This window comes from Streptomyces angustmyceticus (assembly GCF_040701845.1).
Lineage (GTDB): Bacteria > Actinomycetota > Actinomycetes > Streptomycetales > Streptomycetaceae > Streptomyces > Streptomyces angustmyceticus_A.
Genome location: NZ_JBFBHQ010000005.1, coordinates 346,258 through 361,585, shown reverse-complemented (window position 1 = coordinate 361,585; position 15,328 = coordinate 346,258). Strand labels below are relative to the sequence as shown.

The window sequence follows — 15,328 nt, the reverse complement described above, 5'->3', positions numbered from 1 at the left end:
AGTAAGGTGAGCGATCACGGGAGCAGCCGGAGTGGAGGGGGTGGTAGCGCCATGCTGGAGCCAGGACTGGGGACGCCGGATCCGTTCGTCTCGATGCCCGCGCCGAGTGCGAAAGGGCGTCTCTTCGGCGGCCTCTTCTTCTTTCTGGCGCTCCTCTGCGCCGGCTTCTCGCTGTACAACTCGACGCACGCAGCGGGCCTCGTCGGTCGTCACGGCACGCTCACGGTCGAGCGCTGCTGGATCGACCACGGAAGCCGTCACCACAGCGACAAGACGGTGTGCGCCGGCACCTTCCGCGCAGACGACGGAACGACCGTCGATCACGAGGCGACCGTCACGGCAGACCGCGAACGGGGCGACCGCATCCCCGTCCAGCAGACCGTGAGCGGCTACCTCGCCACCGGCTTCGGCGAGATCTGGCGCTGGTGCGCACTGTTCTTCCTCGGCTGGATCGTCGCCGCGCTGGGGATCCCGTTCGCCGCGACCGGCATCATGCCGAGCAGGGGACAGGCCGTGGCCGTGGGCCGGTTGATCGCCGGAACCCGCGCGAGTGCCTGGATGAAGCGGCTGGTCCTGGGCGGCGCCGGTGGTGCGGCGCTCAGCCTCTACCTGGCCTGGATCTTCTGAGCCGGAAGGCTCCGACCACGCGACCGATCGACGCAATGATCATGAGCACAACCATCAAGTGAGGGAGCCGGCTTGAACAGTCAGTCGTGGGGCGACATCGTCGCCCGCCGTGCCCGTGTCCGTGGCTGTCTTCTGGGCGGGGCGATAGGCGACGCCCTGGGATACCCGATCGAGTTCCAGCCGCTGGCCTCGATCCGCAACGGCTACGGGCCGTCCGGGGTCACCGGCTTCCTGCCGGTCGGCGGCGTCGTCCTCGGCCAGGTCTCCGATGACACCCAGATGACCCTCTTCACCGCGGAAGGCCTCATCCGCGCCTACGCCCGCTACGGCCCCGCCACCGACAACGGCATCAGCTCCGCCGGGCCCGTCCTCGTGCGGAACGCCTATCTGCGCTGGCTCGACACCCAGAACCACCCCGCGCCGCCGCCGCCGGCCGAACACGCCCTTCGACGCACCGGCTGGCTGCGCCAGCAGACCTGGCTCTACGCCCGCCGTGCCCCCGGCAACGCCTGCGTCTCCGGCCTCCGCTACGAGCACATCCCCGACACGCTCGGCGAGCTCGGAGCGCCGGGGCCGGTCAACCCCGACTCCAAGGGCTGCGGCACGGTCATGCGCTCGGCTCCCTTCGGCCTCACCGGCATGCCCGTTCGCCGAGCCTTCGAATTCGCCGCCCGCTGCGCCCAGATCACCCATGGCCATCCCACCGGCTACTACGCGGCCGGTGCCTTCGCCGCCATGATCGGACACCTACTGGACGGCGACTCCCTCGAAGGCGCCGTGCTGCGCTCGATGGAACTCCTCGCCCGCTATCCCGGCCACGAGGAGACGACGGCAGCCCTCCGCAAGGCGGTCGACTTGGCTGCCGACGGCACAGCGACCCCCGAGAAGGTCGAAACCCTCGGCGGAGGCTGGATCGCCGAGGAGGCCCTGGCCATCGCCGTCTACTGTGCCCTCGCCCGCCCCGCCGACCCGGCACCCCGGCGCATGCGCGTTGAGTCAGCCTTCCTGCTCTCCGTCAACCACTCCGGTGACAGCGACTCCACGGGATCCATCTGCGGCAACCTCCTCGGCGCCCACCACGGCGACCTCGCCCTCCCCCCGTCCTGGCTCACCGCCGTCGAGGGCCGTGGCACGATCACCGAGCTGGCCGACGACTTCTCGGCGGCGTTCCACCCCCTCACCCACCAGCCGTACAACGAGTCGTTCTTCGCCCCCGGGCGCTACCCGAGCAGCTGACGGCGGCGGACGGCGGTCCGTGGCTGCGCGTCGCGATCGACGGGGCGCCGACCGCCCATCCGGAAGGGCCAGGAGACGTTGGATGGGGAGCATGCCTCGGCTGCGTCCCTCGCCTCCTCGTCCACCGACCCGTAAGGCAACGCCAGTGGGGCATGGAGCGGACGGTTCCCAGCCGGGCGGGTGACGCCGGCTCGGCCCTCCCTACGAGCGCACGCCCGCACCCATCCGCCTCTCGGCTCGGTCGTTACCCTGCTGTTGCGGCAAACGGCTCGTCCGCCTCGCCATGGGGCACGGTCTCAGGGCCGCTTGAGAGCTCTGCCCCGCAGACCGTGCTTTCGGGCCGGATACGCACGGGGGATGGGTGGGAGAGCGGTCCGTAAGGGGAGGGGAAGGCGATTTTTTCCACGCTCGCGAACATCGCGATAGGGCTGGTGACCAGTCTTCTCAGCGGCGGTTTCGTCTGGTTATGGGAGCGCGGAAAGCGCACCCGCAGGCTGCACAGGAAGGCGGCCTTCTTCGGTGTCAGGCCCGGCGAGACCTGTCTCGTCGTGCTGCCCAACAAACACAACTCGACCCGCACCGTGCACCGCAGGGACGTGCGGGCCGTGATGGAGATAGCCATGCTCGCGGGCGAGTTGAGCTGTCAGGTCTCGGTGGCACCCGACTCCTTCCGCGGTAGCAACGGTGACCTCACGGAGTTCTGCGTCGGCGGTCCGCTCGGCGACGCCAATGTCCGCGCCGGTGGGCATCTCGCCGCGTATCTGCCGGGCGTCACCATCCACCCCTATAGCGACCGGCCCGATTCGGTGGCCTTCTCCGTCGGCGGCGACCGGTACCTCTTCGACCACGGCAACGAGGAGTACGCCCTCGTCGCGAAGTTCACGCCCCAGGAGTCGAGCCGCCCCGTGGTCCTGGTGTGCGGGCAGAGCGCGCTGGCGAACCAGGCCGCCATCCACTTCCTCCGGCGCGAGTACGCAACGGTGGCCAGGGAGATCGCCTCGGAGGAACGCTACTGCCTGCTGATCAAGGTCTCGAACATCGATACCTACGAGTTCCACCGGGCCATACTCGAACGCGACGTCTCTGCGGCCGCGTTCACACCGGCTTAGGCGCTCACTGCGGCGCCACGGCGCCGAGCACCACGGCGGCAGCCTGTCTCCACGTCACTCGCTCCGCGAGTTGCGCCCGCAGCTCCGCCGCCTGCCGGAAGGCTCCTGCACGGTCCCTCAGCTTCCGGTCGATGGCCCGCGCCCACTTGTCCGTGTCCTTTGCGTCGTCGCCGGAGATGGACACGACGAACGGGTCGGCCGCCTCGTGCCCGAGCGTCTCGCGCAGCATCTGGGCAATACCGCTCCCCGAGCTGATGAGAACGGGCACACCTCGGGCGATCGCTTCGACACCGACCAAGCCGAACCCCTCGGACCTGGATGGCACGATCACCAGACTGGCACTGTTCAGATCGTTGGCAACGCGCTCCTCGGCGGACGCGTACGCGCGGACGACGACTTCGAGTTGCGGGCTGGCGGCCCATGTCACGATCTCCGCCCGCTGCTGTTCCACAGTCGCTTCCGGCGCCCCTCGGACGAGCAGTCTCAGCCGGCGCAGACCGTCTTCGTGCAACCACGTCGCCACCCGGCCGCAGGCCGCAGCGGCGAGATCCACCCCCTTCAGGCGGGCGTCCTCGGTACGGCCGATCAGCAGCACCCGCCACGGGGAGCCGCCTGGCGGCATGCGGGGTACTGAGGACGCGGCGGAGTCGAACCCCGGGTCGAGCCGCAACGGCGGAAGGGCCTCCGTACCGGTGAACTCGGCCAGGAACTGGTCGTGCAGCCGGGGGCCGACCGCGACCACGCGATACGCGCTTCGGCCCAGCGTGCGTTCGATGTCCGTCCGTTCCTCTGCCCGTATCCCGGCGTCGGTCCGCCGGTCCGGCTTGTGCCATTCGATTTCGTCCGGAGCCATGTGGACGAAGTGCAGCCGGCGGGACGTGGGAAAGAAGTCGTCGGCGATCTTTTTCGCCGCCGGCCCGGTGATCCGGCTGTGTCCCACCACGAGGTCGGGCAGCGTCCCCTGGGGAAGTTGCGGCCGGCTGGTGAGCCGCATGTCCTCGGAGGCTCCGGGCATGTCGGGGGCCGGAAGCAGGGTGACGCCCCACTCGGCTGCCGCTGCCACCTCCTCGGAGGTGGCAGCGAGCACCACGCAGAACACCTGCGCGCCGGCGTCGGCCAGCGCGCGGCACAAGTCGCGGTTGAAGGTGCTGAGGCCGCCGTGAGAGGACGCCCACTCGGTCGCCACGGACAGGATGACCGGTGCTCGACGGGAAGCGGGCTGGTCGGCACGCTGAGGGCGGAGCGTGCTCTTCTCGGGCTCCTCCTCTTCCCGCTTCTGAGGGCTCCCCGGGCCACCGGAACCGGTGCCGAGCAGGGCGTGGGAGCGCCGCACCGCCTCCACCAGGTTGACCTGGGTCTCCTCACGCAGGATCGCCATGTCGTCGGGATCCGGCAGAAGCAGAAAGCCCACCAGGTGATCGGAGACCGTCACGAAGTCCAACAACTCGGCCGCGGTCGCCAAGCGGTCGGCGGCCGCTGCCCGGTCTCCTGCCAGGAGATGTGCCATGGCGGCGTTGTAGAGGCTCAGGGAACGGTCCAGTGGGTCCTCGGCCAGGTCGACGGCGCGTTCTGCCCAGGTGAGCGCGTCATCTGTGCCCCGAGTGACCAGGGTGAGGTACGTCAGGCTGTTGGCCTGCTCCCAGCCGGGAGTCAGTGCGAACGACACTTGGAGATGATCAACGGCGGCGGGGATTTCACCCCGCCCGTACTTGCCGTACGCCGCGTTGAGGTGGTTGTCCGCGAGTTCGCCACGCAGTGGTCCTGTCGCGCTCTGGAACCAGCTCCGCGCCGGCCACGACCGGAGCGGCACACGGACCCGGTCAGCGGTGACCTCGCCACCGAGCCGTGCGACCCGCTCGGTGGCCCCCTTGAAATCGGGAGAATCAGCCAGAACGATGTCGTCCGTGTCTGCCGCGTACAGCCAGCGCTCCACGGTGTGACCGGCATAGGTACAGGTCACCGTGGTGAGGTCGAGGGCCGAGGGCTCGCCCGCTTGCAGGATCGCTTTATGAAGGAGGCTGATCCGCGGGGCGGCGTTCGGGCCTTCCTCCGGCAACATCTCCAGCGCGTGGAAGATCTCCTCGATATGACTCCCGTTCATTGCGGGGCAACAGGTGGGGAAGGTCTTGAGCGGCCCGGTGGAAAAGTCGCACAGAAGATGGTCGAGGCGCTGGACCAGCAGCCGATGGAGGTTGTTCCGGCTGGTGTACTGAGGGTGCGGTGGCGAACCGACTTTCCCGGCCGTCCACAGCCGCGCATAGATCTCGTCGAAGAGTTCGGTGTGCAGGGCGAACCGCACGGTGTCCTCGTCGGCGACGATGCCTTCCGCGATCAGTGATTGCCGACATCGGTCGTACTGCGCACGTGTGATCTCCGGTGACCCGGCCAAGTTGTAGGCGAACCAGGTCTCGTCCGCCGTCGCATGGCCGAGTGCCGAGGACAACACATTGAACGCGATGAGATCATGCCGTTCCATCGCGCGGACGGCGCGGATCAGTGGACGGTCGAGGACATCACGCCCCGACTCCATGCGGGAACGGATACCTTCCAGCACATCCGCGGTGAGCTCCATGCCTTCTGCCGCACCACGCTGCCAGCGGGCGAACATTTCGTGGCAGTACAGCTGAATTTCGTAGGGATTGCCGTCCGTGAGCTGTCTCAGAGCGGAGACCGCATTGGCCGATGCGAGGCCGTGAATACCCACGCTCACCAGCGGGCGCTTCATGCACGCGTAGACGTCCTCCCACTCGACGAATCCTCTGACCTCGATTTCCTTGAACTGCCGCAGGATCGGGGAGTGAACGTCGGTGATCCGGTCGATGAGCCCGGACGTGCCGGCGAGCACCAGCACCAGCCCGTCCACGCGTGAGGTGAGGAACCGCAGAGCGGACAGCGCACGGGCGTCGTGGGCCATCAGCTGGGCTTCGTCGACCAGCAGGACGATCGGATGCCCGAGGAGCCGTATGAAGTAGGCGAGATCGGCCCGCAGCGCCGCCTCCGGTACCCGCCCCTCCGACCCGGCGAGTGCCACGGCTTCCGGAAACTCCAGTGGCGCCACCGAGGCGGCGTCGGCCGCTCCCGCCATCACCCTCCGCACCGCGGCCGGTCCGGGAACGCTCATCTCGTCCCCGCCCTCGGCGGTGATCGCGGAGACCAGTTCCTCATACACCTTCCGGAAGAAGGCCGCGGGCTCCCCGTCTCCCTCGATCAGCTCCACGCGTACGGTGACGAACCCGTTTTTCCTGGCCATCCACTCGGTGGCGTTGAGCAGGCTCGTCTTCCCTGCGGCTCGTGGCCCGTGGACGACGACGCAGACCGACGGCCGGTCCACGGCGGCCTGGTCGAGCTCGTACTTGAGGACCGCGACTTCCTCGCCCCGCCCGGCGAAGAAGGCGGCATCGCGCACCGGGTTCCGGTAGTCATAGGGATTGCGTAACGCGGAGATGTTCATGAGCCCCCTCACCTCGCCTCGATCGTACGGTCCGCGCGGGGCGCACCGGGAGCGTTTCGCAGCAGCGCCTCGGCCCCGTCTCCCTCCCGTGCTCATCCGACTCCCGAGACGGAATCGCTGGGGATCTGCCGGCTGACGTTGCCGGCGAGTTCAGAGCGCGGAGTGCAGAAGGCAGAGGGCAGAGTGCGGACGAGTTTCCCGAAAGCCGAGGAAGTGGGCCCGCCTCCATCAAGGTCAAGACGAAGGCGGCTCCCGACCGGCGGATCCATGCGCCCGCGGGTCTCCTCCGTGGGAAGCGGAAAGCCCGCTGCCCGGTGTGTCACACCGGGCAGCGGGCTTTCTCGGTACCACGTCAGCGGGGCGGGTTCCCGCCGGGCGGAGGCCGGTCAGCGGTAGAAGATGGGCATGATGGCCTTGCTGTCGTCGCACCACACCTCGTGGTACCCGTTCGCCTGGGCGTTCGGGAGTTCCTTGGCTTCGCACTCGCCCTTCGAGGGGTACCGTTCGGCGCCGACGGGGACCCAGCCGTCGCCGGGGGGCGGGGCGGCGGAGGCGGTGGTGGCGGTCAGGGGGACGGCGATCGTTGCGGCACCGACAGCAAGACCGACGCCGATGCGCGTGCGCCACGACTTCATGGTGATCTCCTTGTTCCTCTTCGACGCTCTGAGCTGGTCGGGCTCAGAGAGGCTCTGGGCCCAGGTCCGGGGCGGTACCGAGGTGGTCAGCCGATCGGGTTGACGAAGGTGGCCGGGTGGGTGGCGCTCCGCTGGTCGACGAGCGTGCCCCAGGGCCACTTGATGGTGATCGACTTGGTCTCGTTGGGCGGGGTGACGTCCGCGAAGGCGGGCTGGTAGAAGCCCTCTTCTTCCTTGGTCATGGCGACGTTGATCGTGAAGTCGGTGCTGTCGCCGGGCTGCAGGGTGATCGCGCCGTACTTCTTCGACGAGCGGGCCAGCGCCCAGCGCTCGCCGCCGTTCTCGGACTTGAGGTCCACGCCCGGGAAGCCGCCGATCTTGCAGGCGCGGCCGCCCTTGTTGGTCAGCACGACGCTGGTGGTCGTCGCTCCGTCCGCGTCCGGGTCCGGGGCCGCGTCGCCACCCGTGGCGAACGCCGCCTTCAGGCCGGAGGTGTGGCACCGCTCGATGCCCGCGCTCGCCCCGGAACCGCCCGCGGCGTGCCCGCTGCCCGACTGCTTGCCCGCGGCGCCCGCCTTGGTGTCCGTCTTGGCCCCGGCTTCCGCCTGGGCGCCGGACCCCGCCTGGGCACCGGAACCCTGTGCTCCGGCGGAGGAGTCCGCGCCGCCGGTCTCGGCGGCGGCCGCGCCCGAGTCCGCCCGGCCCGCGGGCTTCGCGCCGGCGGCGTCCGAGCCGGAGCAGGCGGTGAGCGTGAGGCCGGCGGCCGCGGTCAGGGCCGCGGCGGCCATGCGCAGGGTGCGGCGGCGACGAGCGGTGCGGGCAGTGGTGTTGGCGCTCATGACGGGGTCCCCCGGGGCAGTCGGTTCGTTGTTTCCTCGGTACGTCCCCCACTCTGGTCGGCGGCACTATCGCAGGCCTGCCGCCCCGCTAACGTCCGGCTAACACAGGTGGGATGGGCGGAAGGACGCCCAGGAGGACGTCAGGAGGACGTCAGGAGGGCGCCCAGGAGGACGCTCAGGAGAACTGCCTGAAGGACGACGACGGCGGGCTGCCGCCGGTGCCTGGATCGGCCCCGGCCCCGGCCCGGCATCGGCCGCATCGGCCCCGGCATCGGCCACCGCCGTCGTCCTTCCGGCCGCTGCGGACGGTGCGTCACAGTGCGGACGGTGCGTCACGGTGCGGCCGCTGCGCCCGTCTGCGTCACCCGCCCCGCGCGCCTCGTAGCCGCCGGCCGCGCCCCCGGCGGCCCCGCGCCAATCGCCCTCACCCCACCGTCGCCACCACAGCAGACCGGGGGGTGAGGTGCCCGCCCCGGTGGAGGCCCGCCATGGCCGCGGCGCAGAGGAGGCCCGTGGCTGCCAGGGTGATCCAGGGCAGCCAGGCCACGCCGGCGTCGAACAGGGCGCCCACGGCGAGGTTTCCCAGGGAGATCGCCACGCCGGAGACGGTGTTGTAGGCGCCGTAGTGCGTGGCGACCTGCCGCTCTCCCGCGAGGCGGACGACGGTGTCCATCTCGAAGGGGTAGAGCAGGGCGCCGCCCCAGGCCAGCAGTGCCGCGCAGGCCGCGAGGGCGCCCACTCCGGCGACCCGGCCGGCCGTTCCGCCGTACGGGCCGGGCAGCAGCGGCAGGAAGGCGGCACCCATCAGTGCCAGCCCCCAGACGATGGCCCGCGCGCCGGGGAGCTTGCGTTTCGCCCACCGGGTGAGCCGGAGCTGACCGGTGACTCCGGCGAGCGCCGACACCGCGAAGACCACACCGGTCACCAGCCCGGCCCGGTCCCCGAACAGCTCCCTCGCCCGCAGGGGCAGCGCGAGGTAGACCTGGAAGGCCAGCACGTACGAGCCGGTCATGGCGGTGGCGAACAGCAGGAACGGCCGGTTGGCGGCGATGGCGCGCCAGTCCTCCGCCACCGCCCGCCACGCCGGTTCCGCACCGCGTGCGGCGGGCGGACGGGACGGCAGGGCGCGGGCCTGCAACAGCGCCAGGACCCCGAAGATCGCTGCGGACACCGCGCAGACCAGGCGGAAGTCCCAGGCCAGCAGCGCCAGTCCGGCCAGCGGTCCGACGAAGATGCCCGCCTGGTAGAAGACGTGGAACACGGCGAACGCCGCCACCCGTTGTTCCTCCCCCGCCTCGGCGGCGAGGTAGGCCCGGACCGCCGGATTGAACAGCGCCCCGGCAAGCCCCGTCAGCGCCGACGCCGCCACCAGGGCGGGGAGCGAACTCCCCAGCCCGAGCAGCACGAAGGCGACGGTGCGCAGGGCGCATCCGGCCAGGATCAGGGGTTTGCAGCCGAAGCGGTCGGCGAGGGTGCCGCCGACGAGGAACATGCCCTGCTGGGAGAGGTTGCGTACGCCCAGGACCAGGCCGACCGCCCAGGCCGCGAGCCCCAGTCCGTGCGCGAGATGGTCGGCGAGGTAGGGCATGAGCATGTAGAAGCCGAGGTTGATGGCGAACTGGTTGGCCATCAGGAGCCGGGCGCCGGGCGTGAAGGCGGCCACCTGGGCCGTCAGGCGCTTCATCGCGCACCTTCCCGGGCCGCGCCGCCGGTGGTCGCATGGCGGTCGCGGCCGAGCGGGTCGCGGACGCGGGTGCAGCGTGTCCAGCGGTCCACCACGCACTCGCTCGGGTCGGCGATCTCGTCGGGTTCGTCGGGCGGGGTGCCGTCGAGCAGGTGGTGTCCGTGGCACCAGGCGTCGTTGAAGACCGTCTCCAGGTAGCGGTGCGGCCCGTCGGGGAAGATCGCCGCGATGCGGGTGCCGGCGGGCCGGGTGCGGGCGGCCCAGCCCGCGACGAGGGCGACGGCGCCGACGCTCCAGCCGCCCGAGGTGTGGTGGCGCCGGGCCAGCTGCCGGCAGGCCCGGACCGCCTCGGCCGGTGCCACCCAGTGGACCTCGTCGAAGGCGGCGTAGTCGACGTTGGACGGGTGGATGCTGGAGCCCAGTCCGCGCATCAGCCGAGGTGCCGCGGGCTGCCCGAAGATCGTCGAGCCGACCGCGTCGACGCCGATCAGGGTCAGCTCGGGAAACGTCTCGCGGAGCACCGCTGCGGTCCCTGCCGAGTGTCCGCCGGTGCCCACCGCGGCGACCAGGACGTCGATACGGCCCAGTTGGGCGATCAGCTCGGCGGCCAGCGGGCGGTAGGCGGCGACGTTGTCGGGGTTGTGGTACTGGTCCGGGCAGTACGCGCCCGGGGACCGCGCCAGCAGTTCGGCGACCCGGTCCCGGCGGGCCGTCTGCCAGCCGCCCTCGGGGTGCGGTGCGGCCACCTGGTCGATGGTGGCGCCCAGGCTGATGAGCAGCCTCAGCATGGCCGCCTCCATGCCGGGGTCGGAGACGATGGTGACGGGGTGACCGTAGGTCAGGCCGGCCAGCGCGAGGCCCAGTCCGAGGGTGCCGCTGGAGGACTCCACGATCGGGGCGCCGAGGGCGAGGTCGCCGCGGCGCCGGGCCTCGCGGACCATGTGCAGCGCCGGACGGTCCTTGATGCCACCGGGGTTGGCTCCTTCGAGCTTGGCGAAGAAGCCCCGTCCCGGTGGGGCGAAGGGTTCCTCGACCCGTAGTACGGGGGTGTTGCCGACGAGTTGGGCGGGGTGGCGGGCGACGCCCACGGCATGGCCGGGCGCCGTGCCCGGGACAGGTTCGAGCAGCGAGAGGTTCATGGGGGCATGACTCCTTGGCGCCCCTCTCCCGGGGCGCGGTCGGGCGGTTCACGGGCACGCGGACACGCCCGCCTCCGGGTGGGGACGGGCGTGCGGGCGCGCCTATTGCCGCCGGACGCAGTGCAGAGCCAGCGCGGACCGGCCGTCACCGGCGCACGGGGGCGAGCCCCTCGGCCGGCCGGGAGGAGAAGCGGGGGCGGCGGTCGCGACGACCGGGTCGGCGGGCAGCGCCACGGCGGTCCCGGGAGCGCCGACGGGCGCTCCCGTGCTCGCGCGCAGCCGGTCCACGGCGTGGGTCACCCCGTCGTCGTGGCCGTGCTCGTGCCCACGACCGTGGCCGCGGCCCCGGGCCTGTTGGCCGGGCCCGTCGTCCTGGGGGCGGGCGTGTGGCCGGTCGCCGGACGCGGCGACCAGGACCGCCTGCTCGCCGCAGACCGCGGCCGAGTGCGCGGTGTACGGCCCGAGGAATCCCGGGCCGTGGAGGGCGCCCACCAGATGGACGGCCACCAGCCACAGCAGACCGAGCAACAGGGCCGCCCTCACCGGGCGTCCCCGCACTCCGCTGCCGCGCACCACTCTCACCGTCACGCACCCAACGTAATCATTCCCACGCGGAACGTCACTTCAGCAGGGCGCAGACGAGCGGGCCAGGAAGGACGGTCCGGGGGCGGTGTCCGGCCGTCCGCGGGCGGCGGCCATCGCGTCGCGGCGGACCGGACCCGGGAGCGCGGCACTGCGGGACCGTGAGACCACGAGACCACGAGACCGCGGGACGCGGGACCGTAACCGCGACCGCGACCGCGACCGACCACCGAGGCCCGAGGCCCGAGGCCCGAGGCCGGAATGCGACCCCCGCGAGGCCCTCGACCCTATGCTTCTACACGCGTGTAGAGGGACAGAGTCCTTGACCGGCCGGTGGGCTGCGCCCGTCGTATCCGGTCGGACGACCTCCGGTTGGCGATCCACACGTGCCGACACACACGTACCGACGAACACGCACCACGAACACGTACCAATGAAGGAGTGAACGCCACGATGGTGTTCAAGCGGCTGCTCGGCTCACTCGGCGTGGGCGGACCCACGGTCGACACGGTCCTGGACCCCGGCCCGGTGCTCCCCGGCGGGCCCCTGAGCGGACAGGTGCAGCTGAAGGGCGGCGACCGCGACGTCACGATCGAGCACATCGGCCTGGAGCTGGTGGCGCACGTCGAGGCGGAGCACGACGACGGGGAGGCCGCGGGCACGGTCGTCTTCGACCGGTTCGGCGCCGGCGGGAGCTTCCGCCTCGCCGCCGGCGAACTGCGCAGCGTGCCCTTCGGCCTGACGGTGCCGTGGGAGACACCGATCACCGAACTGCACGGGCAGAGCCTGGGCATCGCCCTGGGGGTGCGCACCGACCTCGCGGTGGCGGGCGCGAAGGACAAGGGCGACATCGACCCGCTGGCCGTACGTCCCCTGCCCGCGCAGGAAGCCGTCCTCGAAGCACTCGGGCAGCTCGGATTCGGCTTCCGGTCGGCGGACCTGGAGCTGGGCCACATCGGCGGCACCGGCCAGCGACTGCCCTTCTACCAGGAGATCGAACTCTCCCCGTCCCCCCGGTACGCGCATCAGGTCAACGAGATCGAGCTGACGTTCCTCGCGGGTCCGGGCGGGCTGGAGGTGGTCCTGGAGGCCGACAAGCGCGGCGGCTTCTTCTCCGGGGGCCACGACGCGGTCAACCGTTTCACCGTCGACCACCACGGCGTCGAACACCTCGACTGGAACGCCGAGGTCGACTCCTGGATCCGCAGCCTGGTCGAACACCGTGCGCCCTGCGGACACGGCGCGCACGACCACGGCTCGCACGGACACGCCCCGCACCCCGGCGGCCACTACGGGCACGGCGACCACCACGGCGACGGCCACGGGCACCGCTCCGGGCCCGGAATGGGCACGGCCATCGCGGCCGGTGCGGCGGGAGTCGCCGTCGGCGTGGTCGGAGGCATGGTCGCCGCCGAAGTCGTCGACGAGGTGGGCGACTTCTTCGAAGGCGACGACGAGGACGACGGCGAGGACGACTGACGGGGCCACGCCTCCCCGGTGGCTCCGGTTCCCCGGTGGCTCCGGTCCCCCGATGGCTCCGGCCCCGATACCCGCTGCGGAGACGTGACGGTCCGGGCCGCCTTCCCGGTCGGCCCGGACAGCGCCGGAGAGCGCCGGAGAACGCCGGAGAACGCCGGAGAACGCCGGAGGCATGCTCGTGGGCGTGCGGTGGCCCGCCGCACGCGCCGCGGCGCGCCGCACGCCCCCCGCCTCACCTCCCGGTCCACACCGGTCCGGCCGCGCTCCCCGTCCTTAACAGTGTGGTCGGCGGGGGCGCAAGAGCGGGCGCGGCGTATGTCAGAAGCTGCCAAAGAGCGTCGCCGACAGGCGTGTTCATGAGGTGATGAAGGTCGTCGGCGTCCGGGCCTCCTGCGCGCGCGGGCCGGCCGCGTCGCGGCGCAGCGGACCGGTGCGGACGCGGGCCCGGAGCCGCCGGGAACCACCCGTCCGGCACCGCCGCGACGCGGACTCGGGCGGGTGCCGTTCATGCCGGCCGGCGGATGACGACCGAGTGTATGGAGAGCTCTCATGCCCACTGGCGCGCCGTGGCACAGTCGCCCATGCCGCGGGATCCTGGCCGTGCTCCTGCTTCTGGCCTCCACCTGGGGGCTGTTGCTGGGCGGCGCGGGTACGGCGTCCGCGCACGCCAAGGTGTCCAGTACCGCTCCGGCGGAGGGCTCGGTCCTCAAAACCGCACCGAAGACGGTCGCGATCACCTTCACCGAGACGATGTCGCTGCCCGATCAGCCCCTCCGCGTCTTCGCGCCGGACGGCAAGCGGGTGCGCACCGGGACGGCGGGGTGGGCCCCCGACGACCACGCCACGATTCGCGCGGCACTGCCCGGGGGCCTGGCCAAGGGCACCTACACGGTGTCGTGGCGAGCGGTCTCGGCGGACAGCCACCCGATCTCCGGGGCCTTCGCCTTCTCCATAGGAAAGGTGACCCCCCACCGCGCCGCGGTGCCGGCGGACTCTCCGGCGGGCGAGGTGACGGGGGCGCTGTACGGCGTGGCGCGCGGGACGACCTACGCGGGGTACGCGCTCATGGTGGGCGTGGCCGCCTTCGCCGTCCTGTGTCTGCCCCGGGGCCTGAACCGTCGGCCGCTGCGCCGGCTCATGGGTACGGGCTGGGGGCTGCTGCTGGCGTCCACGGCCGCCCAACTGCTTCTGCGGGCACCGTACGAGTCCGGGAGCGGACCGGGGGACGCATTCGACGTGACGGGCCTTCGCAACACCCTGATCGGCGACACCGGCCAGTTCCTGATGGCACGGGTGGCACTCCTGCTCGGCACCTGGCTGCTGTGGAACTTCCTCGGGCAGCGGCTGAGCGGCGAACTCGTCGGCGGAGCACGGAAAGCCGTCCTCGCCGCCGGCACGGTCGTCGCCGCCGCGGTGGCCGGCACCTGGTCGCTGGCGGAGCACGCCTCGGTGGGGCCGCAGGTGGCCCTGGCCGTGCCGGTGTCCGTGGTGCACTCCGTCGCCATGGCCGTATGGCTCGGCGGGCTGGCCGCGCTGCTCGTCGCGCTGCGGCGGGCCACCGCCGAAGACGACGGCATGGACGCGGTCGCCGCGCGCTTCTCGCGGCTGGCCTTCACCGCGGTGGCGGCCATCGTCCTCACCGGCATCTACCAGTCCTGGCGGCAAGTGGGCTCCTGGCACGCCCTCGGATCCACCCTCTACGGCGCACTGTTGCTCGCCAAGGTGGGCGCCGTCCTGCTCATGCTGCTCGCGGCCGGACTCTCCCGCCGGTGGACGCGGAACCTGCGTCCCCTCCCCCCGCGCGCCGACATCGAACGGGACCGGACGCCGGAAGTCCACCTGGTTGCGGTCCCCTCGGCGGTCCCCTCCGCCGGCGCCTCGGCCGAGGCCGTATCAGCGGATGCCGCCTCGGCCGGCGAGGATGCCGGCACCCCGGGAGGAGGCGGGTCGGCGCCCGCCCGCCTCTCCCTCGCGTCACACACCGTGCGGCACGACGCTCGCGACGCCGAGACGCCCGCCCTCCGCGCCCTGCGCCGCTCCGTCGCCGTGGAGACCGCCGTCAGCGGCATCGTCCTCGCCCTCACCGCGCTGCTCACCGGCACCGACCCCGGACGCAACGACAGCCGGCCGGCCGCGGTGGTGTCCCCCGCCATCGCGCACGAGCGGGCAGCGGCCTACGCCGACATCCCCTTCGACACCGGCGCCGCGAAGGGCCGCGGCAAGGGACGGGTCGCCGTCACGGTGGACCCCGCCACCACCGGGACGAACGCCCTGAACGCGCTGGTGCGTACGCCCGACGGCGGGGTGGCCGTCGTGCCGGAACTCAAGGTGACCCTCGCACTCCCCGGAAAGGGCCTCGGCCCCCTTCACGTGAAGATGAAGAAGATCGGCGGCTATTGGGCGGCGAAGGACTTCGAGATCCCGTTCCCCGGGAAGTGGAAGGTGACCGTCACCGTACGCACCAGCGACACCGAACAGGACACCGAGACCGCGCCACTGGAGATCGGGTGACGCGGGTTCCCGCCCTCCGGGCTGCGGGACAGGGGT

11 protein-coding genes are annotated in these 15,328 nt (G+C 71.7%); 5 read left to right on the top strand and 6 right to left on the bottom strand.

Translation table 11 applies throughout. The features are described 5' to 3' along the window. The first annotated feature begins 51 nt into the window (after nucleotides 1-51). From AB0411_RS14775 to AB0411_RS14765, 3 genes are all read left to right on the top strand, one after another. Nucleotides 52-627, top strand: coding sequence for a hypothetical protein (locus tag AB0411_RS14775; protein ID WP_366417667.1), 576 nt, complete (start codon nucleotides 52-54; stop codon nucleotides 625-627). Between the two features lie 72 nt (nucleotides 628-699). After that, on the top strand, nucleotides 700-1,863 hold the full coding sequence (locus AB0411_RS14770) for an ADP-ribosylglycohydrolase family protein (RefSeq protein ID WP_366417666.1): 1,164 nt from the start codon (nucleotides 700-702) through the stop codon (nucleotides 1,861-1,863). A gap of 431 nt (nucleotides 1,864-2,294) precedes the next feature. Further along, a complete protein-coding gene (locus AB0411_RS14765; RefSeq protein ID WP_366417665.1) occupies nucleotides 2,295-2,972 on the top strand; it encodes a hypothetical protein in 678 nt (225 codons plus the stop codon). A 4-nt stretch (nucleotides 2,973-2,976) separates the two neighbouring features. On the opposite strand, the gene AB0411_RS14760 is transcribed toward AB0411_RS14765, so the two are convergent. The 6 genes from AB0411_RS14760 to AB0411_RS14735 all read right to left on the bottom strand — a co-directional run bounded on the left by AB0411_RS14760 (nucleotide 2,977) and on the right by AB0411_RS14735 (nucleotide 11,308). Further along, complete coding sequence (locus AB0411_RS14760; protein ID WP_366417664.1) at nucleotides 2,977-6,423, bottom strand: glycosyltransferase; 3,447 nt, start codon at nucleotides 6,421-6,423, stop codon at nucleotides 2,977-2,979. 386 nt (nucleotides 6,424-6,809) lie between these two features. Further along, complete coding sequence (locus AB0411_RS14755; RefSeq protein WP_366417663.1) at nucleotides 6,810-7,058, bottom strand: hypothetical protein; 249 nt, start codon at nucleotides 7,056-7,058, stop codon at nucleotides 6,810-6,812. Between the two features lie 86 nt (nucleotides 7,059-7,144). Further along, nucleotides 7,145-7,897 carry a DUF4232 domain-containing protein gene (locus AB0411_RS14750; RefSeq protein ID WP_366417661.1) on the bottom strand — a complete coding sequence of 251 codons (753 nt, stop codon included), beginning with the start codon at nucleotides 7,895-7,897 and terminating at the stop codon, nucleotides 7,145-7,147. Between the two features lie 424 nt (nucleotides 7,898-8,321). Beyond that, on the bottom strand, nucleotides 8,322-9,581 hold the full coding sequence (locus tag AB0411_RS14745) for an MDR family MFS transporter (RefSeq protein WP_366417660.1): 1,260 nt from the start codon (nucleotides 9,579-9,581) through the stop codon (nucleotides 8,322-8,324). Next, the gene (locus AB0411_RS14740) at nucleotides 9,578-10,720 is read right to left on the bottom strand and encodes a PLP-dependent cysteine synthase family protein (protein WP_366417658.1); all 1,143 of its coding nucleotides are present in this window, start codon (nucleotides 10,718-10,720) and stop codon (nucleotides 9,578-9,580) included. The genes AB0411_RS14745 and AB0411_RS14740 overlap by 4 nt, the downstream gene beginning before the upstream one ends. Before the next feature lie 102 nt (nucleotides 10,721-10,822). Further along, nucleotides 10,823-11,308, bottom strand: a complete 486-nt coding sequence (locus AB0411_RS14735) for a hypothetical protein (protein WP_366417657.1) — start codon at nucleotides 11,306-11,308, stop codon at nucleotides 10,823-10,825. 447 nt (nucleotides 11,309-11,755) lie between these two features. Between AB0411_RS14735 and AB0411_RS14730 the strand changes: the two genes are divergently transcribed. Together AB0411_RS14730 and AB0411_RS14725 are read left to right on the top strand one after the other, a co-directional pair. Next, nucleotides 11,756-12,781, top strand: coding sequence for a sporulation protein (locus tag AB0411_RS14730; protein ID WP_366417815.1), 1,026 nt, complete (start codon nucleotides 11,756-11,758; stop codon nucleotides 12,779-12,781). Between the two features lie 600 nt (nucleotides 12,782-13,381). Next, nucleotides 13,382-15,292 (top strand): copper resistance CopC/CopD family protein, encoded by a 1,911-nt coding sequence (locus tag AB0411_RS14725; protein WP_366417656.1) that lies wholly within the window; start codon nucleotides 13,382-13,384, stop codon nucleotides 15,290-15,292. The last annotated feature ends 36 nt before the right edge of the window (nucleotides 15,293-15,328 follow it).